Annotated in this window: 17 protein-coding genes; 12 read left to right on the plus strand and 5 right to left on the minus strand. The window is 72.6% G+C overall.

Features of this window, described 5'->3' with window-relative positions:
- Positions 1–14: 14 nt before the first annotated feature.
- Positions 15–611, minus strand: a complete 597-nt coding sequence (locus tag ACWDY5_RS06180; RefSeq protein WP_449721208.1) for an acid phosphatase — start codon at positions 609–611, stop codon at positions 15–17.
- A gap of 83 nt (positions 612–694) precedes the next feature.
- Positions 695–1,108: a superoxide dismutase, Ni gene (sodN, locus tag ACWDY5_RS06185; protein ID WP_449721209.1), complete on the minus strand. Its 414-nt coding sequence runs from the start codon at positions 1,106–1,108 to the stop codon at positions 695–697.
- A gap of 81 nt (positions 1,109–1,189) precedes the next feature.
- On the opposite strand from sodN, the gene ACWDY5_RS06190 reads away from it, so the two are divergent.
- Positions 1,190–1,510 carry a S26 family signal peptidase gene (locus tag ACWDY5_RS06190; RefSeq protein WP_449721210.1) on the plus strand — a complete coding sequence of 107 codons (321 nt, stop codon included), beginning with the start codon at positions 1,190–1,192 and terminating at the stop codon, positions 1,508–1,510.
- Between the two features lie 66 nt (positions 1,511–1,576).
- Here the strand turns inward: ACWDY5_RS06190 and ACWDY5_RS06195 are convergent, their stop codons facing one another.
- Positions 1,577–2,191: a dTDP-4-dehydrorhamnose 3,5-epimerase family protein gene (locus ACWDY5_RS06195; RefSeq protein ID WP_449721211.1), complete on the minus strand. Its 615-nt coding sequence runs from the start codon at positions 2,189–2,191 to the stop codon at positions 1,577–1,579.
- Between the two features lie 321 nt (positions 2,192–2,512).
- Here ACWDY5_RS06195 and ACWDY5_RS06200 point away from each other — a divergent pair, with 321 nt between their 5' ends.
- Positions 2,513–3,694: an NAD(P)-dependent malic enzyme gene (locus ACWDY5_RS06200; RefSeq protein ID WP_449721212.1), complete on the plus strand. Its 1,182-nt coding sequence runs from the start codon at positions 2,513–2,515 to the stop codon at positions 3,692–3,694.
- 284 nt (positions 3,695–3,978) lie between these two features.
- Positions 3,979–7,206, plus strand: a complete 3,228-nt coding sequence (locus ACWDY5_RS06205) for an EAL domain-containing protein (RefSeq protein ID WP_449721213.1) — start codon at positions 3,979–3,981, stop codon at positions 7,204–7,206.
- On the opposite strand, the gene ACWDY5_RS06210 is transcribed toward ACWDY5_RS06205, so the two are convergent.
- Positions 7,195–8,733 carry a bis-aminopropyl spermidine synthase family protein gene (locus ACWDY5_RS06210; RefSeq protein WP_449721214.1) on the minus strand — a complete coding sequence of 513 codons (1,539 nt, stop codon included), beginning with the start codon at positions 8,731–8,733 and terminating at the stop codon, positions 7,195–7,197. The two genes, ACWDY5_RS06205 and ACWDY5_RS06210, sit on opposite strands and share 12 nt — an antisense overlap.
- Before the next feature lie 123 nt (positions 8,734–8,856).
- Between ACWDY5_RS06210 and ACWDY5_RS06215 the strand changes: the two genes are divergently transcribed.
- Genes ACWDY5_RS06215 through ACWDY5_RS06230 form a run of 4 tightly spaced genes read left to right on the plus strand, consistent with a single transcriptional unit; the run spans position 8,857 to position 12,297 of the window.
- Positions 8,857–9,951 carry an ABC transporter ATP-binding protein gene (locus ACWDY5_RS06215; protein WP_449721215.1) on the plus strand — a complete coding sequence of 365 codons (1,095 nt, stop codon included), beginning with the start codon at positions 8,857–8,859 and terminating at the stop codon, positions 9,949–9,951.
- A 5-nt stretch (positions 9,952–9,956) separates the two neighbouring features.
- Positions 9,957–10,625, plus strand: coding sequence for an ABC transporter permease (locus ACWDY5_RS06220; protein ID WP_449721454.1), 669 nt, complete (start codon positions 9,957–9,959; stop codon positions 10,623–10,625).
- Positions 10,622–11,401, plus strand: a complete 780-nt coding sequence (locus ACWDY5_RS06225; RefSeq protein ID WP_449721216.1) for an ABC transporter permease — start codon at positions 10,622–10,624, stop codon at positions 11,399–11,401. Before ACWDY5_RS06220 ends, ACWDY5_RS06225 begins: the two co-directional genes overlap by 4 nt.
- Positions 11,401–12,297 (plus strand): ABC transporter substrate-binding protein, encoded by an 897-nt coding sequence (locus ACWDY5_RS06230; RefSeq protein ID WP_449721217.1) that lies wholly within the window; start codon positions 11,401–11,403, stop codon positions 12,295–12,297. Before ACWDY5_RS06225 ends, ACWDY5_RS06230 begins: the two co-directional genes overlap by 1 nt.
- Before the next feature lie 9 nt (positions 12,298–12,306).
- Here ACWDY5_RS06230 and ACWDY5_RS06235 read toward each other — a convergent pair whose 3' ends face one another.
- Complete coding sequence (locus ACWDY5_RS06235) at positions 12,307–13,095, minus strand: IclR family transcriptional regulator (RefSeq protein ID WP_449721218.1); 789 nt, start codon at positions 13,093–13,095, stop codon at positions 12,307–12,309.
- Between the two features lie 87 nt (positions 13,096–13,182).
- On the opposite strand from ACWDY5_RS06235, the gene hutH reads away from it, so the two are divergent.
- The 5 genes from hutH to hutI are packed head-to-tail and all read left to right on the plus strand — an operon-like array spanning position 13,183 to position 20,065.
- Positions 13,183–14,730 carry a histidine ammonia-lyase gene (gene hutH, locus ACWDY5_RS06240; protein WP_449721219.1) on the plus strand — a complete coding sequence of 516 codons (1,548 nt, stop codon included), beginning with the start codon at positions 13,183–13,185 and terminating at the stop codon, positions 14,728–14,730.
- A 1-nt stretch (position 14,731) separates the two neighbouring features.
- Complete coding sequence (gene hutU, locus ACWDY5_RS06245; RefSeq protein WP_449721220.1) at positions 14,732–16,405, plus strand: urocanate hydratase; 1,674 nt, start codon at positions 14,732–14,734, stop codon at positions 16,403–16,405.
- Positions 16,402–17,604: an allantoate amidohydrolase gene (locus tag ACWDY5_RS06250; protein ID WP_449721221.1), complete on the plus strand. Its 1,203-nt coding sequence runs from the start codon at positions 16,402–16,404 to the stop codon at positions 17,602–17,604. Before hutU ends, ACWDY5_RS06250 begins: the two co-directional genes overlap by 4 nt.
- Entirely contained in the window at positions 17,601–18,911 is a 1,311-nt protein-coding gene (locus ACWDY5_RS06255) for a formimidoylglutamate deiminase (RefSeq protein ID WP_449721222.1), read from the plus strand. The genes ACWDY5_RS06250 and ACWDY5_RS06255 overlap by 4 nt, the downstream gene beginning before the upstream one ends.
- Positions 18,908–20,065, plus strand: a complete 1,158-nt coding sequence (gene hutI / locus ACWDY5_RS06260; RefSeq protein ID WP_449721223.1) for an imidazolonepropionase — start codon at positions 18,908–18,910, stop codon at positions 20,063–20,065. The genes ACWDY5_RS06255 and hutI overlap by 4 nt, the downstream gene beginning before the upstream one ends.
- Positions 20,066–20,068 lie beyond the last annotated feature (3 nt).

Genomic DNA, 20,068 nt, shown 5'->3' on the forward strand with positions numbered 1-20,068 from the left:
TTCCTCCCCAGCGCTCAGGTGGTCGGCAGGTTCAGCCGCACGAGCTGCGGCACACCCCGCTCGAATCCCAGCACAGCGATCCCCGCCGTGCCCAACCCGAACCGGACCCCCGCGGTGGCCGGCAGCTCCAGCCAGCGGGCCACCAGCACCCGGCTGAAATGGCCGTGCCCGACCAGCACCACGTCGGTCTCCGGCAACAGCCCGCGCACCCGCGCCAGCAGCCGGTCGGCCCGCGCGCCCACCTGCTCGGCGGACTCGCCGCCGGGCACCGGGTGGGTCCAGACCGTCCAGCCCGGCACGGTCTCCCTGATCTGCGGGGTCGTCTCGCCCTCGTAGTCGCCGTAGTCCCACTCGCCCAGGTCCTCGGTGACCTCGTCCACCCGCAGCCCGGCCAGCTCGGCGGTCACCTGCGCCCGGCCCCGCGGACTGGCCAGCACCCGGCCCTTGACGCCGAGGGCGGCCAGGGTCCGGCCGGCGGCTTCAGCCTGGGCGCGGCCGCGGTCGGTGAGCGGGATGTCGGTGCGGCCGGTGTGCTGCCCGGAGCGGGACCACTCGGTCTCGCCGTGCCGGAGCAGGTAGACGGTGGGTTCCCGGTGCTCGTCATGGGTCACCCGGCCGATTCTGCGCCGATCCGGCCCGGACGGCACAACGCCCCGGTCACCGAACCGGTGACCGGGGCGTTGTCAGCACTGGATCAGGCAGCGGCCTTCTTGGTCTCCCAGAAGATGGTCGAGATCTGCTCGATGTAGTCGAGCAGCTCGGCTCCGGTCTTCGGGTCGGTGGACCCCTTGGCGCCGCCGGCGCCCGCGGCCTTGGTGGCCTTGTTGAACAGTTCGTGCAGTTCCGGGTACTTCTCGAAGTGCGGTGGCTTGAAGTAGTCCGTCCACAGCACCCACAGGTGGTGCTTGACGAGCTCGCAGCGCTGTTCCTTGATCTCGATCGCGCGCTGGCGGAACTCCGGGTCCTGGTTGGACTGGAACTTCTCCTGGATCGCCTTGACCGACTCGGCCTCGATCCGCGCCTGGGCTGGGTCGTACACGCCGCACGGGAGGTCGCAGTGCGCGCTGACCTCCAGACGCGGGGCGAGGATCCGCGACAGCAGTCGCATCATTTCCTCCTGAACAATGGATGCTCCGACGCGGGTGACCCTACTCCGGGCGCTGCGGACCGGCAGGCGGAGGTGATCGTTGTGACCACGCGGCTTCTGCCGGTGCGCAGGCTGCTGGTGCGCGGGCCGTCGATGGCCCCGGCGCTCGCCGACGGCGACACCGTGCTGTGCCGCTTCGGCGCCGCGCCGCGGCCGGGCGAGGTGGTGCTGGTGCGCTGGGCCGGGCGGCCGGGGCAGCTGTCGGTGAAGCGGGCGGTGCGGGCGGTCGAGGGCGGGTGGTGGGTGCTGGGGGACAACACCTTCGGCTCGACGGACTCGGCGCTGCTCGGCCCGGCTGAGGTGCTCGGGGTGGTGCGGTGGCGGCTGTGGCCACGGCCGGGGCGGCTGCGCCGGAAGGCCTGACGTGGCCCGCCAGGCCGGGGCCGCGCTGGCCGACCTGGCGGGTGGGGATCAGGGGGAGGGACGTGCTCAGGCGTTGGCGCGCTGGCTGGCGTAGTGGTCCAGGCAGGCCTGGTACTTCGGCAGCAGACCGGTCGCCTCCGCCTCGGCCAGGCCGGGCGCGTCGGTGTCCTTGACGGAGAGGATCGGCTCGGCCCCGTCCAGGTGCTCCGCCCACGGCAGACCCAGCGCCGGGTCCATCGGGTTGATCGCGCGCTCGCGCGCGGGGGTGTACGGGGTGGAGCACAGGTAGTTCATCACCGTGTTGTCCTCGAGCGCGAGGAACGCGTGGCCGAGGCCCTCGGAGATGTAGAGCGCGTTGTAGGAGTCCGCGGCCAGGCGGACCGCCTCCCACTTGCCGAAGGTCGGCGAGCCCAGCCGGATGTCGATGATGACGTCGAGCAGGCTGCCGTTGGCGCAGTAGACGTACTTGGCTTGCCCCGGCGGGGTGTCGGCGAAGTGCACGCCGCGGATGACGCCGCGGCGGGACACCGAGTGGTTGGACTGCGCCAGGCGGAGCGGGTAGCCCACGGTCTCGGCGACCAGGTCGGCCTGGAAGGGAACTACCAGAAGGCCGCGGTCGTCCGGAAAAACTTTCGGAGTGAATTCGTAAGCGTCGGGGATCGTTGTATTCCGCACCTGCATGGTGCTTGAGCCTACGGCTTGAGTCCCGCGACCTGCGGAGGACCGTCTTTCCCGCCAACAAGCCGGACGGACGTTTTGTAAAACAGGCCCTGACCTGCACCGGAAGGAAAAAGGTCACTGTGATCCCCACCGCAGACACGATCAGCCAGTGGTGCCACACTGTCCGCACCGCAGCGTGTGTTGATCACCGGACTCCACCCCGCAGTCCAGTGGTCGACCCGTTGATCCCGCGAATCGCCACGGCTCGACAGCGCCAGGCGAGCCGCGTCACGTGCCTATTCGGGCACGCCCACAACTCTCGCCCCCTCCAGGAGGGACGCTGTGACAACCGTGGACGACCAGGCCACCGGTCAGCTCACCGATGAGGAGATCTTCGCCGCGCACGAGGCCGGCAAGCTCGCGATCGCCCCGACCGCCTCACTCGCCGACTCCCGTGCGCTGTCCATCGCCTACACGCCGGGGGTGGCCAGGGTCAGCAAGGCCATCGCGGCCGACCCCAGCCTCGCCGCCCGCTACACCTGGACCCACCGCCTGGTGGCCGTGGTCAGCGACGGCACCGCGGTGCTCGGCCTCGGCGACATCGGCCCGCGCGCCTCGCTGCCGGTGATGGAGGGCAAGTCCGCGCTGTTCAAGACCTTCGGTGGGCTGGACTCGATCCCGCTGGTGCTGGACACCACCGACGTGGACGAGATCGTGGAGACCCTGGTCCGGCTGCGCCCGTCCTTCGGCGCGGTCAACCTGGAGGACGTGGCCGCGCCGCGCTGCTTCGAGCTGGAGGCCCGGCTGATCGAGGCGCTGGACTGCCCGGTCATGCACGACGACCAGCACGGCACCGCGATCATCGTGCTGGCCGCGCTGCGCGGCGCCGCGGCGGCGCTCAACCGCGAGCTGGCTCCGCTCAAGGTGGTCATCTCCGGCGCGGGTGCGGCCGGGGTGGCCTGCGCGAAGATCCTGCGCGCCGCCGGGGTCGAGGACGTGGTGGTGCTCGACTCCCGCGGCATCATCAGCGTGGGCAGGGACGGGCTCAACCCGGTCAAGGCCGAGCTGGCCGGGATCACCAACCCGCGCGGGCTGACCGGCTCGCTGGACGACGCGCTCAAGGGCGCGGACGTCTTCATCGGCCTGTCCTCGGCCCAGGTCGCGCTGGCGCAGATCCAGCTGATGGCCGCGGACTCCATCGTGTTCGCGCTGTCCAACCCGGATCCGGAGATCCACCCCGAGCTGGCCGCCCGGCACGCCGCGGTGGTGGCCACCGGCCGCAGCGACTTCCCGAACCAGATCAACAACGTGCTCGCCTTCCCCGGCGTGTTCCGCGGCGCGCTGGACTGCGGCGCCCGCCGGATCACCGAGAACATGAAGCTGGCCGCGGCCGAGGCCATCTTCCAGGTCGCCGCCGAGGACCTGTCCGTGGACGCGATCGTGCCCAGCGCCCTTGACCCGCGAGTTCCGCTCGAAGTCGCCGCCGCGGTGGCTGAGGCGGCCCGCAAGGACGGGGTAGCCTGAAAGGGTCGGGGCACAAGGTTCACCGGGTTACCGAGCGTTCCGGCTACTCAGCGCCAACACTGACCGAGTGAAGGTGGTTCTCCCAGGCTGGGGCAGTGGTCAAGTTGCCACTGAATTGCCAACTCTGGGGGGTGGGCCTACCGGGTCCCACCTACTACCTTCACTCGTTCAGGTAGGCATCCGGGTGGGGGTTGGCGTGACCACGCCGACTCGGGTGCACTGCTGAGACAGCCGTGGGCCGGGCCACCCTGCGCCGCGGCGGTCGATGCGGAAGGGCGGACATGGTGACCGAGCAGGTCCAGCGGACGGGGCGAGGGCCGCACGTGCTCGAACCCGCGGGCTCTGCTCAGCCATGCCCGGACAACGGCGCGGCCGACGCCGCCTCGGTGGACTCCCTGGAGATCGCCTTCCCGGACGCCGCCGCGCTGCTCTGCGACGCCAACACCTACGTGGTCAAGGCGAACAAGGCCGCCGCCGAGCTGGCCGGGGCCACCGTGGACGAGCTGGTCGGGCAGGAGCTGGGCGCGCTGCTCATCGGCGCCGACCCGGACATCAGGCTGTGCCGCCCCGACGGCGGCGAGGTGCCGGTGCGGGTGGTCCGGCTGCCCGCGCCCGGCCGCAACCGGCAGATCGTGCTGCTGGTCGACATTTCCGACCTGGCCACCGCCGCGCAGGCGCTGCGCGAGGAGGAGCGGCGGCTCAACGACGTGCAGCGGGTCGCCGGGATCGCCTCCTGGGAGTTCGACCCGGCCACCGGCGAGACCGTCTGGTCGGCCAACCACTACGACATCCTCGGCCTCACCCCCGGCGAGGTCACCCCCGGCGCGCAGGCCGTGCTGGACGTGGCCCACCCCGAGGACCGGGACCTGGTCGCCGCGTACTGGAGCGACCACAAGAACTCCGGCGACGCCATCGACATCGAGTACCGGGTGATCCGCCCGGACGGCGAGATCCGGCGCATCCGCGGCGAGGCCAAGTCGCACTGCGACGCGCGCGGCGAGCTGGTCCGCATCACCGGCTACATCCGGGACATCACCGAGGCATGGCGGGTGGAGAACGAGCTGGCCAAGGAGCGGGTGCGGCTGCTGGAGGCGCAGCGGATCGCGCGCATGGGCAGCTGGACCTACGAGGTGGCCGCGGGCACGATCTACCGCAGCGAGGCGCTGATCGAGCTCTTCGACGAGGTCGGCTCGGTGCCGGACAACGACATCCTCTCCGGCGTGCATCCCGGCGACCTCAAGGCGCTGGCCGAGCTGCGGGACCGGCTGCTGGTGGCCGAGCACGGCGAGACCGCGGAGACCGAGTTCCGCGGCGAGCTGGGCGACAAGGTCTACATGCTGCGGGTGCGCGCCGAGCACGGCGAGGACCGCAAGGTGGCCCGGTTGCAGGCCACCGTGCAGAACGTGACCGAGCAGCGCGCGCTGGAACGCCAGCTGCTGCGCGACCGGCGCAGGCTGGACGACGCGCAGCGGGTGTCCCGGCTGGGCACTTGGGAGTGGTACCCGGCCACCGGCGAGACCTCCTGGTCGGAGATGCTCTTCGAGCTCTACGGGATGCCGCCGGGCCAGCGCACCACCTACCAGGACTACCTCAACCTGGTGCACCCCGAGGACCGGCAGTGGGTGGACGAGCTGTGGCAGCAGCTGGCCGCCGACGAGCAGCCGGTGGAGTGCGAGCACCGGCTGGTCCGCGGCGACGGCGCGGTGCGGGTGTTCCGCTGCCACGGCGCCGCGGTGACCGCGCCCGACGGCGGCACGGTGATGGTCGGCACCGCGCAGGACATCACCGAGCAGCGGGTGGTGGAGACCCGGATGCAGCGCTCCAGCCAGCGCTTCGCCGACCTGGTCTCGGTCACCCCGGTGGGCATCGGCATCTTCGACGACAGCGAGCGGCTGGTCGACGCCAACGACGCGCTGTGCGAGCTGCTCGGCTTCGACCTCGAACAGCTGCGCGGGATGACCGCCGAGCAGCTCACCCACCCCGACGAGCCCTCCGACCAGCTCTCCATCGGCGCCATGATGGCCGCCGAGGACCAGAAGAACCTCAAGATCCCGCAGCGGGTGCTGCTGCGCTCGGACAACGAGCCGGTCTACTGCGAGCTGCACGTGGCGCTGTCCGTGCAGGACGACGGCCGCCGGTTCTCCCTGGTGGTCTTCCAGGACATCACCGAGCGCCGCCGCACCGCCGAGGCGCTCAAGCACCAGGCCACCCACGACGACCTGACCGGCCTGCCGAACCGGGCCGCGGTGAAGGAGCTGCTGGCCGGGCTGCTGCACGGCGACCACCCGCACGGGGTGGCGGTGCTGTTCTGCGACATCGACAACTTCAAGCGGGTCAACGACTCCCTCGGCCACGACGCGGGCGACGAGCTGCTGGTGGTGCTGGCCAGGCGGCTGGAGGGCGGGCTGCCCAAGGGCTGCACCGCGGCCAGGCTCTCCGGCGACGAGTACGTGATCATCTGCGAGAACATCGACGAGGTCGGCGGGGTGGACGCGCTGGCCACCAAGGTCTCCAGCCTGCTGCGCACGGTGGTGCCGGTGCACGGCCAGCTGGTCCGGATCTCCGCCTCGATCGGCGCCGCGGTGCCCAACGGCTCCCGCGCCACCGGCGACGACCTGCTGCGCTTCGCCGACGCGGCCATGTTCGAGGCCAAGCGCCGCGGCGCGGGCCGGGTGTCGCTGGCCAGTGCCGCGCTGATGGCCTCCGCGGACTGGCAGGTGCACCTGGAGGGTCAGCTGCGCGACGCGCTGGCCAGGGACGGCCTGGCCCTGCACTTCCAGCCGGTGGTCGACTCCAGCGGACTGGTGATCACCGCCGAGGCGCTGGTCCGCTGGCCGCACCCGGACCGGGGCCTGCTCGCGCCGGATGTCTTCCTGCCGGTGGCCGAACAGGGCGACCTGCTGCGCGAGCTGGACCGCTGGGTGCTGCGCGCGGCGCTGAAGGAGGCGGCGAACTGGCCCTCGGCCAACGGCGCCAAGGCACCCGGCGTCGCGGTCAACCTGGCCGGGCTGCTGCCGGGTGACCAGGACTTCGTGGACATCGTGGCCACCGCGGTCGCGGAGAGCGGCATCGAGTGGGACCGGGTGATCCTGGAGCTGGTGGAGACCAGCCTGGTGGACCTGCCGTCCAAGACCCGCGCGGTGATGGCCGAGCTGGTCGAGCGCGGGGTGCGCTTCGCGGTGGACGACTTCGGCACCGGCTACTCCTCGCTGGCCCGGCTCAAGGACCTGCCCGCGCAGATCATCAAGGTGGACCGCAGGTTCGTCTCCGGGGTCGGCAAGGACCCCTCGGACTTCGCGGTGGCCCGCGCGGTGGTGGACATGGCGCGCGCGATGGGCCGCAGCTGCGTGGCCGAGGGCGTGGAGACCGCGACCCAGTTCAACATCCTGCGGGGCGTCGGCGTGGACGCCTACCAGGGCTGGCTGTTCTCCAGGGCGGTGCCGCCGAGGGAGTTCCGCGCGGTGCTCTCGCTGGGCAGGCTGCACGTGCCCAAGGCCGACTCAAGCATGTGAGACCGCGGCCAGCAGCTCGGCGAGCTGGTGGCGGGGCAGGTCGACCAGGCGGTTGCCCAGGTCCAGGCCGGGGGTCAGCTCGGCGATCCGGGCGCGGGCCTCGTTCTTGGTCAGGCCGGTCCTGGTCAGCGCCTCCCGCCAGATGTTGCCCGGCTTGCCGTGCGCGCGGTCCAGCAGGGCGCGCTGGACCTGTTGCGCGGCAGGGGTTTCGGTGATCCGGTCGGCGACTATCACCGCGGACTTCGGGCCGGGGGTGCTGCGCAGGAAGCGCAGCTTGTACTTGCCGGCAACAAGATCCGCCAGTGCGCGCTGGCCGCGTTCGCTGGTGATGTCCGGGTGGTTGTTGTCCACCAGCAGCAGCACCCGGTCCGCGGAGATGGCCAGCAGGTGCCGCAGCGCCCACGGGCCGGGGTCGGCGGTGGTGTCCACGGCCACCGCGCCGCGGGCGGTCACCGGGGCGGACCAGCCCGGTTGGCGGACAACGACTTCCAGGCCGTCCCTGGCCGCCAGCTCGCGCACCGGGTCGAGCTGGCCCGCGCCGGTGGACTCGATGGACTGCGGGCCGTGGGTGTAGATGCCGGTCCCGGCAACGGTTTTCTTGGCTTTGGCGGTCGGGCGGCAGACGTAGAGCGAGCTCGCGCTGCCCACCGCCTGGGCGCCCTGGTAGCGGTCGAAGTCCGGCAGCAGCGCCTCGAACACCAGGCCCAGCCGCAGCAGCTCCTGTTGCACCTTGGCGCCCAGTGCGGGGCTGCGCTCGCTGAAGCCGTAGGCGATGTGGATCCGCCCGGTGGCCGGATCGCGCAGCGACTCCACCGCACGGGTGGCGAACAGGCCGATGCCCTCCGGGGTGTAGGGCGGGTCGGTGAAGACCAGGTCGGCCCAGCCGGTGGCGGCCGGCGGGAAGCCGAAGCGCAGGTCGGCGTGCAGGCAGTGGATCCGGTGGCCGCGGGCGCGGGCCAGGCCGTCGATGTGCGCGAGCAGGCGCTCGTCCAGGTCCACCACGGTCACCTGGAGGTCGGGGCGCACCGCGCACAGCGCCAGTGAGGTCAGGTCGTGGTCGCCGAGGCACAGCACGCGGGCCCCGTCCAGGTCGTAGCGCTGGTCCAGCCACAGCGCGCGGCGCAGCACCGACTCCGGGGTGGCCGGGACGTGGTCCAGCGCGGGCAGCGGCGGCGGGTTGGCCGCGATGTCGGACCGGATCGTGGGCAGCAACCCTGTGCGCTGACTCACAGTGCCGGCCAGCGGGTCTGCCGGTTCCGCCAGTTCGGCCAGCTCGAAGGCGGCGCGGTAGGCCTGCGCGCGGGCCGGGCGGATGCGGTGCCGGTCGCCCTGGCTGTCCAGGTCGGGGCCGAGCAGGGTCAGCAGCTCCTCCACCGAGCGGCGCGGGGCGGCTGGCCTGCGGATCAACTCGGCCAGCGGCTGCCAGCCCTCGGCCAGCAGGGCGAGCACGCGGCGTAGCCGGCGGCGGCCCGGTCCGGCCGCGGACAGGTGGGCGGCGAGCTGGTCCAGCGGCGCGTCGACGGTCACAAAACGTTTACTGTAAAGGGCTGGCCACTGGGTGTTGACCTCGCCGTTGTCAGTCCATCGGACTAAGGTCGATTGCTCAGGCGGCGGCCGGCCAGTGGCCGTCACGACCTTAGGGGGGCTCGTGTGATCGAGTTCCAGGCCGTGACCAAACGCTTCGATGACGGCACCGTCGCCGTTGACGAGCTGACCCTCTCCGTGCAGGCGGGCACGATCACCGTGTTCGTCGGGCCGTCCGGCTGCGGGAAGACCACCTCGCTCCGCATGGTCAACCGGATGGTGGAACCCACCTCGGGCACCATCCTGGTCAACGGGAACGACATCAGGGACTCCGACCCGGCGCTGCTGCGCCGCGGCATCGGCTACGTGATCCAGCAGGCAGGCCTGTTCCCGCACCGCAGCGTGCTGGACAACATCGCCACCGTGCCGCTGCTCTCCGGCTGGACCCGGCGCAAGGCACGGGCCCGCGCCGCCGAGCTGCTGGAGACCGTCGGCCTGCCGACGGCACTCGGCTCGCGGTACCCCGCGCAGCTCTCCGGCGGGCAGCAGCAGCGGGTCGGGGTGGCCAGGGCGCTGGCCGCGGATCCGCCGGTGCTGCTCATGGACGAGCCGTTCAGCGCGGTGGATCCCGTTGTGCGCGAAGGACTTCAGGACGAGCTGCTGCGGTTGCAGGCCGAGCTGGACAAGACCATCGTCTTCGTCACCCACGACATCGACGAGGCGGTCCGGATCGGCGAGAAGATCGCGGTGTTCCGGCAGGGCGGCGTGCTCGCCCAGTACGCCACCCCGGCGGAGCTGTTGACCAGGCCCGCCAACGACTTCGTGGCCAACTTCGTGGGCAAGGACCGCGGCTACCGCGGACTGTCCTTTGTGGAGGACGGCGAGCTGGACCTGCGCTCGGTGGCCACCGTGCAGGTGGGCGCGCAACGGCGGGCGGGCACCGGCTGGACGCTGGCGCTGGACGAGCGGAACCAGCCGCGCGGCTGGCTGCCGCCGGAGTCCATCGCGGACGGCCAGGTCGCGGAGGCCTCGCTGGTGCCAGGCGGTTCGCTGCACGTGCGCGGCACCGCGCTGCGCGGCGCGCTGGACGCGGCGCTGTCCTCGCCCGCCGGGCTCGGCGTGGTGGTGGACGAGCAGGGCGGCTACTCCGGCGTGGTCACCGCGCAGCAGGTGCTCGACCTGCTGGCGCGGCACCGTGAGCAGGAGACGGGCAGGGTCTGAGCGTGTTGGACGACTTCAGTCGCTACCTCAGCAGCCGGGCGAACCTGGAGGGGGTGCTCAGCGGCCTGCTGGAGCACGTGCTGCTCTCCCTGGCCCCGGTGCTGATCGGCCTGCTGCTGGCCATCCCGCTCGGCTGGCTCGCCCAGCGCACCCGGTTCCTGCGCACCCTGTTCCTGGGCACCGCCAACATCGTCTACACCATCCCGTCGCTGGCGCTGTTCGTGGTGATCCCGGGCCTGCTCGGCACCCGGATCACCGATCCGGTCAACGTGGTGGTGGCGCTGACCGTCTACACAACCGCGCTGCTGGTGCGACCGGTGATCGACGCGCTGGACTCGCTGCCCAACCACGTGATCGCCGCGGCCACCGCGATCGGCTTCAAGCCGGTGCACCGGTTCTTCGCCGTCGACCTGCCGCTGTCCGTGCCGGTGCTCACCGCTGGCGTGCGGGTGGCCGCGGTCAGCAACATCAGCCTGGTCAGCGTGGGCGCGCTGATCGGCGTCGGCGGGCTCGGCGTGCTGTTCACCGACGGGTTCCGGGTGCAGGACTTCCCGCCGATCATCGTCGGCATCGTGCTCACCCTGGTGCTGGCGGCCCTGGTGGACGGGGCGCTGGTGGTGCTGCGCAAGGTGCTCACCCCGTGGACCAGGGTCGGAACCGGAGGCGCGGCGTGATCCAGCAGCTGATCGACTGGCTGGCCGACCCCGAGCACTGGCGCGGGCCGGACGGCCTGCCGAACCGGTTGGCCGAGCACCTCTACTACACGCTGATCGCGGTGTTCGGCGCCGCGGCCATCGGCATCCCGCTGGGCCTGTTCGTCGGGCACACCGGGCGCGGCGGGCTGGTCTTGGTCGGCGCCTCCAACGCGATGCGCGCGCTGCCCACGCTGGGCCTGGTGACCTTCCTGTTCCTGCTCGGCGGCGGCTCCCAGGTCTCCACCCTGATCGCGCTGATCGTGCTCGCGGTGCCGCCGATCCTGGCCGGCACCTACGCGGGCGTGCAGGACACCGACGCCGGGGTGGTCGACGCCGCCCGCGGCATGGGCATGACCGGCTGGCAGCGGCTGTGGCAGGTCGAGGTGCCCAACGCGCTGCCACTGCTGCTGGGCGGCCTGCGCAACGCGATGCTGCAGGTGGTGGCGACCGCGGCGGTCGCGGCCTACGTCGGACTCGGGGGACTGGGCCGGGTGCTGCTGGACGGCATGCGGATCTACGACTACCCGAAGGTGGTGGCGGGCGCGTTCGCGGTGGCGCTGCTCGCGGTGGTGCTGGACCTGCTGCTGGCGGGACTCCAGCGGATCGTGGTGCCGCGCGGCCTGCGGGTGGCGGCGCGCGCGGCGGCGATCGCCCGCGGCGCGACCAAGGTCCGGGCGAAGTCCAACGGGGACAACAACTCAGCCAAGATCGAGACCCGGGCCACGGAGTCCGGTGTCGCTGGAGGGACAAGGTAATGAAGCGGAACCTGGCGGCGCTGGCCGTACTGGTCCTGGCCGCGGTGAGCGCCTGCGGGGCGCCATCGGACCCGCTCAAGGACAACGCGCCCGCCGCGGACGGGACGATCAAGATCGGCTCGGTCGACTTCCCGGAGAACAAGCTGCTGGCCCAGATCTACGCCACCGTGCTGCGGGAAGCGGGGGTCAAGGCCGAGGTGGCCAGCCCGGTGTCGGCGCGCGAGGTGGTGCTCAAGGGCCTCAAGGACGGCTCGTTCACCCTGGTGCCCGACTACAGCGGCAACCTGTTGCAGGCGCTGGACCCGGCCACCACGCTGACCAAGTCCGAGGAGGTCTACAACGCGCTCAAGCAGAAGACCGGCTCCGACCTCGAGGTCCTGGAGCCCGCGCCGGGCGAGGACAAGGACGTGCTGGTGGTGACCCAGCAGGTGGCCCAGCAGTTCAACCTGAAGTCCATGACCGACCTCGGCCCGAAGTGCGCACAGCTGACCCTGGCCGCGGCAGGCGAGTGGAAGACCCGCTGGGAAGCCAAGATCAAGCAGCTGTACAACTGCACCTTCAAGGAGATCCGCTCCACCGACGCGGGCGGCCCGGTCACCCTGGACGCGATCAAGGGCGGCTCGGCGCAGGTGGCCAACCTGTTCACCACGGCATCGGCGATCAGCACCAACAACTTCGTGCAGCTGGCCGACCCGAAGAACATGTACCCGGCGCAGAACGTCATCCCGCTGGCCAAGAGCGGCAAGCTCAAGGACGCCGCCAAGCTCGCCCTGAACCAGATCTCCAAGAAGATCACCACCGAGAAGCTGGCCGCCGCGGTCAAGCGGATCGAGGTGGACAAGGAGAACCCGCAGGACGTGGCCTGGGACTTCGTGAAGCAGAACGCCGGCTCGTAAGCGGAAAAGTTAGTTCCCCCGGCCGGGCTGGCCGCCGATCCTGGCGGTCAGCCCGGCCGCGCTTTGCATGGCTTCCGCAGCCAGCTCCGGCCAGTCTTGACCGCACTCCTGCTCGCACTCGTGCCGCAGGGTCAGGCTGATCGCCGCCACCGGCCGACCGCTGTGGTCGAACACCGGCACCGCCACCGAGGCGAACCCGGGCGTGACGTGCCCGTCCTCCACCGCCCAGCCGCGCTGCCGTTCCGCGCTCAGCAGCCGCCGCAGCGCGGGCAGGTCGCGCGGGCCGCGGCCGGTGCGGTCCACGAACGCGCGGGCGGCCGGGAACAGCGCCCTGACCTGCGCGGGCGGCAGGCCGCCGAGGATGGCCCTGCCGGAGGCGGTGAGCTGGGCCGGGAGCCGCACGCCGACGTCGGTGACCAGGGTCTGTGGCCGGTGCGGCTGCTCTTTCAGCAGGTAGAGGGCTTCCGCGCCGTGCAGCACGCCCAGGTGCGCGGTGGTGTCCACCCGGTCGACCAGACGGCGCAGCAGCGGGCGGGCCAGGCGTTCGAGGGGGTCGTGGCGCAGGTAGGCCGAGCCGAGCTCGAAGGTGGCCACGCCGAGGCCGTAGCGGCGCTCCTCGGCGAGGTGGGTGACAAAACCGGCGCTGACCAGCTCGGTCAGCAGGTGGTAGGTGGTCGAGCGGGGCAGCTCCAGCTCGCGGGCGATGGCGGCGGCGGAGATCGGCCCCGCCCGGCCGGCGAGCAGCCGCAAGACCGCCAGCCCCCGCCGCAGGGCGGGGATATCGCTGCTCGCGCCCACCGGCCCTCCTCAACACGTCTGGGATCCCAGACAGTGTCACCCCAACCGGGATAGCCGTGCCAGTCGGTCACAGGTTCTGATGGGCACATGCAGCAACCGGTACCCGTCGGCTTGAAGCCGCTCTCCCGCGAGCAGGTCGTCGCGGTGGCCCGCGGCGGCGCGTCCGTGGAGATCACCGCGGAGGCCCAGGAGGCCATGGCGGCCACCAGGGCGCACATCGAGGCCCTCGCCGAGGCGACCACGCCCACCTACGGCGTGTCCACCGGCTTCGGCGCGCTGGCCGTCCGGCACATCCCGCCGGAGAAACGCGCCCAGCTGCAGCGCTCGCTGGTCCGCTCGCACGCCGCGGGCGCGGGGCCGGAGGTGGAGGCCGAGGTGGTGCGCGCGCTGATGCTGCTCCGCCTGCGCACGCTGACCAGCGGCCACACTGGCATCCGGCCGCGCACCGCGGCGACCATGGCCGCGCTGCTCAACGCCGGGCTGGTGCCGGTGGTGCACGAGTACGGCTCGCTCGGCTGCTCCGGCGACCTGGCCCCGCTGTCCGCGGTCGCCCTGGCGCTGATGGGCGAGGGCCAGGTCAGGGACGAGTCCGGGCGGCTGCGCCCGGCCGCCGAGGCCATGCGCGAGCACCGGATCGAGCCGGTCAAGCTGGCCGAGAAGGAAGGCCTGGCGCTGATCAACGGCACCGACGGCATGCTCGGCATGCTGGTCATGGCCGCCGCCGACCTGCACCGGCTGCTCGACCTGGCCGACGTCACCGCGGCGATGAGCGTGGAGGCGCTGCTGGGCACCGACCGGCCGTTCGCCCCCGAGCTCCAGGTGCTGCGCCCGCACCCCGGCCAGGCCCGCTCGGCGGCCCGGATGTTCGCCGCGCTGGCCGGTTCGCCGATCGTGGCCAGCCACCGCGGCCCGGACTGCACCAGGGTGCAGGACGCCTACTCGCTGCGCTGCTCCCCGCAGGTGCACGGCGCGGCCAGGGACACCCTGGCCTACGTGGAGACCGTGGCCGACCGGGAGCTGGCCGCCGCGGTGGACAACCCGGTGGTGCTGGCCGACGGCCGGGTGGAGTCCAACGGCAACTTCCACGGCGCGCCGGTGGCTTACGCGCTGGACTTCCTGGCCATCCCGGTCGCGGACGTGGCCAGCATCGCCGAGCGGCGCACCGACCGGATGCTGGACGTGGCCCGCTCGCACGGGCTGCCGCCGTTCCTGGCCGACGACCCCGGCGTGGACTCCGGCCACATGATCGCCCAGTACACCCAGGCCGCACTGGTCTCCGAGCTGAAGCGGCTGGCCAACCCGGCCTCGGTGGACTCCATCCCCAGCTCGGCCATGCAGGAGGACCACGTGTCCATGGGCTGGTCCGCCGCGCGCAAGCTGCGCAAGTCGGTGGACGGCCTGACCACCGTGCTGGCCATCGAACTGCTCACCGCGGCCCGCGCGCTGGAACTGCGCGCCCCGCTCGCCCCGGCCCCGGCCACCGCCGCCGCGCTGCGCGTGCTCCGCGGGCACGTCGCGGGACCGGGCCCCGACCGCCATCTCGCCCCGGAGATCGCCGCCGCCGAACGCGTGGTGCGTTCCGGCGAGCTGCACGCCGCGGTCGAGCCATTCCTCTCGTCTGCCAATGGAGGGTGAAGTGACCACCGCAGGCCCCCGTCCGGTGCGCGCCGCGCGCGGCACCGAGCTGACCGCGCGTGACTGGTCCACCGAGGCCGCGCTGCGCATGTTCCACAACAACCTCGACCCCGAGGTGGCCGAGCGCCCGGACGACCTGGTCGTCTACGGTGGCACCGGCAAGGCCGCCCGCGACTGGAACAGCTTCGACGCGATCAGCCGCGAGCTGACCAACCTGGCCCCTGACGAGACGCTGCTGGTGCAGTCCGGCCGCCCGGTGGGCGTCATGCGCACCCACGAGTGGGCGCCGCGGGTGCTCATCGCCAACTCCAACCTGGTCGGCGACTGGGCCAGCTGGCCGGAGTTCCGGCGGCTGGAGCAGCTCGGGCTCACCATGTACGGCCAGATGACCGCCGGGTCCTGGATCTACATCGGCACCCAGGGCATCCTGCAGGGCACCTACGAGACCTTCGCCGCGGTGGCCACCAAGCGCTTCGGCGGCACCCTGGCCGGCACGCTCACCCTCACCGGCGGACTCGGCGGCATGGGCGGCGCCCAGCCGCTGGCGGTCACCATGAACGAGGGTGTCGCGCTCTGCGTCGAGGTCGACCCCGGCCGCGCCCGCCGCCGCCTGGAGACCCGCTACCTGGACGAGATCGCCGAGGACCTGGACGACGCGGTCGAACGCTGCCTGGCGGCCAAGCGGGAGCGGCGCCCGCTGTCCGTCGCGGTGATCGGCAACGCGGCCGAGGTCTTCCCCGAGCTGCTGCGCCGGGGCGTGGACATCGACGTGGTCACCGACCAGACCTCCGCGCACGACCCGCTGGCCTACCTGCCCAAGGGCGTGGACCTGGCCGACTGGCACGACTACGCGGCCAAGAAGCCGGATGAGTTCACCGACCGGTCCCGGGAGTCGATGGCCGAGCAGGTGGAGGCCATGGTCGGCTTCATGGACCGGGGCGCCGAGGTCTTCGACTACGGCAACTCCATCCGCGGCGAGGCCAAGCTCGGCGGCTACGAGCGGGCCTTCGACTTCCCCGGCTTCGTGCCCGCCTACATCCGGCCGCTGTTCTGCGAGGGCAAGGGCCCGTTCCGCTGGGCCGCGCTCTCCGGCGACCCCAAGGACATCGAGGCCACCGACCGCGCCATCCTGGAGCTGTTCCCGGAGAACAAGGCGCTGCACCGGTGGATCAAGATGGCCCAGGAGCGGGTCGAGTTCCAGGGCCTGCCCGCCCGGATCTGCTGGCTCGGCTACGGCGAACGCCACCTGGCCGGGCTGAAGTTCAACGAGATGGTGGCCAGCGGCGAGCTGTCCGCGCCGATCGTGATCGGCCGCGACCACCTGGACTGCGGCTCGGTCGCCTCCCCGTACCGGGAGACCGAGGCGATGGCCGACGGCTCGGACGCCATCGCGGACTGGCCGCTGCTCAACGCTCTGATCAACACCGCCTCCGGGGCCACCTGGGTGTCCATCCACCACGGCGGCGGCGTGGGCATCGGCCGCTCCATCCACGCCGGTCAGGTCACCGTGGCCGACGGCACCCCGCTGGCCGCGCAGAAGCTGGAACGCGTGCTCACCAACGACCCCGGCATGGGCGTCATCCGCCACGTCGACGCGGGCTACTCGCGGGCCGACGAGGTTGCGGCGGAACGCGGTGTGCGGGTGCCCATGGAAGGGGTAGCAAAGAAGGCATGAGCACTGCGACGGGGTTGCTGGCGGAGATCGCCGGCGTCGGGGCCGACCGCCAGCGCGGCGGCTACTCCCGGCATGGGTTCGACCGGGTCGAGCTGGAGCTGCGCGAGTGGTTCACCGCCGAGGCGCTCAAGCGCGGGCTGGCGGTGGAGTCCGACCGCAACGGCAACCTCTGGGCCTGGTGGGGCGCGCCCGGCCAGGACGCGGTGATCACCGGCAGCCACCTCGACTCGGTGCCCGGCGGCGGCGCCTTCGACGGCCCGCTCGGCGTGGTCTCCGCGCTGGCCGCGGTGGACGTGTTGCGAGCCAAGGGTTTCCGGCCGAACCGGCCGTTCGCGGTGACCGTGTTCGCCGAGGAGGAAGGCGGCCGGTTCGGGGTGCCCTGCCTGGGTTCCAGGCTGATGGCGGGCACCATCGAGGCGGACGCGGCGCGGCGGCTCACCGACCTGGACGGGGTGACCCTGGCCGACGCGGTAGCCGCGGCCGGGCTGGACCCGGCCCGGCTGGGTCCGGATGACGAGGCGCTGTCCCGGATCGGCTGCTTCGTGGAACTGCACGTGGAGCAGGGCAAGGGGCTGATCGAGGTGGACGCGCCGGTCGGGGTGGCCTCCTCGATCCTGGCGCACGGGCGCTGGCGGTTCCGCTTCACCGGCGAGGGCAACCACGCCGGGGCCACCCTGATCGGCGACCGGATCGACCCGATGCTGCCGGCCGCACAGCTGGTGCTGGCGGCCAGGGCCGCGGCCGGCGCGGTGGACGGGGCGCGGGCCACCGTGGGCAAGCTCATCCCGAATCCCGGTGGCACCAACGTGATCGCCTCCGCGGTGGACGTGTGGCTGGACGCGCGCGCGGCCACCGACGAGGTGACTCGCAACGTGGTCGCCGAGATCACCGCGGCGGCCATGGACGCGGCCGAGTCCGAGGGCTGCCAGGTCACCGTGACCGAGGAGTCCTACGGCGACACGGTGATCTTCGACCCGGCGCTGCGGGACCAGCTGGCCGCCCAGCTCGGCGGCGTGCCCGCGCTGCCCACCGGAGCGGGCCACGACGCCGGGATCCTGGCGGCCAAGGTGCCCACCGCGATGCTGTTCGTGCGCAACCCCACCGGCGTCAGCCACGCCCCGGCCGAGCACGCCGAACCGGCCGACTGCGAGGCCGGGGTGGCCGCGCTGGCCCACGTCGTCGAGCAGCTGACCCGATGAGCACCTACTGGTGCGAACAGGCCTGGCTGCCCGGCGGAGTGACCGGCGGCGTGCTGGTCCGCACGGACCGCGGCGTGATCACCGGTGTGTCCACAGTGGACAGTCCACCGCTCGGCGCGCGGCGGCTGCCGGGGGTGGTGCTGCCCGGGTTCGCCAACGCGCACTCGCACGCCTTCCACCGGGCGCTGCGCGGCCGCACGCACGGCGACGGCGGCACCTTCTGGACCTGGCGCGAGGGCATGTACGCGCTGGCCGCCAAGCTCAACCCGGACAACTACCTGCGGCTGGCCCGCGCGGTGTACACCGAGATGGCGCTGTCCGGGGTGACCGCGGTCGGCGAGTTCCACTACGTGCACCACGCCCCCGGCGGCAAGCCCTACGCCGACCCCAACGCGATGGGCGAGGCGCTGCGCCAGGCCGCCGCCGAGGCCGGCATCCGGCTCACCCTGCTGGACGCCTGCTACCTGTCCGCGGGCTTCGGCGATCCCCTTGCCCCGGAACAACTCCGCTTCGGCGACGGCGACGCCGCGACCTGGGCCGCCCGGGTCGCGGCCATGCCCGAGGACCCGAACACCCGCGTCGGCGCGGCCATCCACTCGGTCCGCGCCGTGCCCCGCGACCAGCTGGCCGACGTGGTCTCCGGCGCGGCAGGCCGCCCGCTGCACGTGCACCTGTCCGAGCAGCCCGCCGAGAACGAGGCCTGCCAAGCCGCCCACGGCCTGACCCCGACTGAGCTGTTGCACGAGGCGGGCGCGTTGTCCCCGCGCACCACCGCGGTGCACGCCACCCACCTGACCACCGGCGACATCGCGCTGCTCGGCGGCACCGGCACCGGCTCCTGCTTCTGCCCGACCACCGAGGCCGACCTGGCCGACGGCATCGGCCCGGCCCGCGAGCTCGCCGACGCGGGCAGCCCGATCTCCCTTGGCAGCGACCAGCACGCGGTCAACGACCCGATCCTGGAGGCCAGGGCGCTGGAACACCACGAACGCCTGCGCACCGGCCAGCGCGGCCGGTTCACCCCCGCCGAGCTGCTCCAAGCGTCCACAGTGGACGGTCACCGCGCGCTCGGCTGGCCCGACGCGGGAGTCATCGCCCCCGGCAACCGGGCCGACCTGGTGGCGCTGCGCCTGGACTCGGTGCGCACCGCGGGCTGCCGCCCCGACCAGGTCCTGCTGGCCGCGACCGCGTCCGATGTGGACAGTGTGGTCAGCGGCGGCGAGCTGATCGTGCGCGGCGGCGAACACATCCGGCTCGGCGCGGCGGGACCGTTGCTGGCCAAGGCGATCAACGAGGTGTGGGCATGACCGTCCTGATCACCAACATCGGTGAGCTGACCACCAACGACCCCGAGCTGGGCCAGCTGACCAACGCCGCCCTGGTCCTCGACGGCGACCGCGTCGTCTGGACCGGCCCGGCCGACCAGGCGCCCGCCGCCGACAACCTGGTCGACGTGGACGGCCGCGCCGCCCTGCCCGGCTGGGTGGACAGCCACACCCACCTGCTCTTCGCCGGCGACCGCACCGCCGAGTTCACCGCCAGGATGGCAGGCCAGCCCTATGCCGCCGGCGGTATCGCGGTCACCGTCAACGCCACCCGCGAGGCCACCGACGAGCAGCTCACCGAGGGCCTGCGCCGCCACCTGGCCGAGGCCGCCAGTCAGGGCACCACCTACCTGGAAACCAAGACCGGCTACGGCCTGAGCACCGAACACGAGCTCCGCTCCGCCCGCATCGCGGGCCGGCTGGCCGACGAGGTCACCTTCCTGGGCGCGCACCTGGTCCCGCCGGGCTGGGACGCCGACGACTACGTCCGCCTGGTCTGCGGCGAGATGCTGGACGCGGTCGCCCCGCACGTCCGCTGGGCCGACGTCTTCTGCGAGACCGGCGCCTTCGACGAGGACCAGTCCCGCGAGGTGCTCAAAGCCGCCGCGGCCAAGGGCCTCGGCCTGCGCGTGCACGGCAACCAGCTCGGCTACGGCCCCGGCGTCCGCCTCGCGGTCGAGCTGAACGCCGCCAGCGTCGACCACTGCACCCACCTCACCCCCAGCGACATCGACGCCCTGGCTGCCTCCAGCACGGTCGCCACCCTGCTCCCCGCCTGCGACCTCTCCACCCGCCAGCCCCTGCCCGAGGCCCGCAAGCTCCTGGACGCCGGCGCCACCATCGCCCTGGCCTCCAACTGCAACCCCGGCTCCAGCTACACCTCGTCCATGGCCTTCTGCGTGGCCACCGCGGTCCTCCAGATGCGCCTCACCGTCGAGGAAGCGGTCCGCGCGGCCACCTGGGGCGGAGCGCGGGCGCTGGGCCGGGACAGCGGCGACGGCGCGGTCGGCGTGCTCCGGCCGGGCGCCCGCGCGGACGTGCACGTGCTGGACGCCCCGTCGGTGACCCACCTGGCGTACCGGCCGGGCGTGCCACTGACTCACTCGGTCTGGCGCTGCGGCCTGCGGGTCAGGTAGCCC

This window comes from Crossiella sp. NPDC003009 (genome assembly GCF_053591555.1).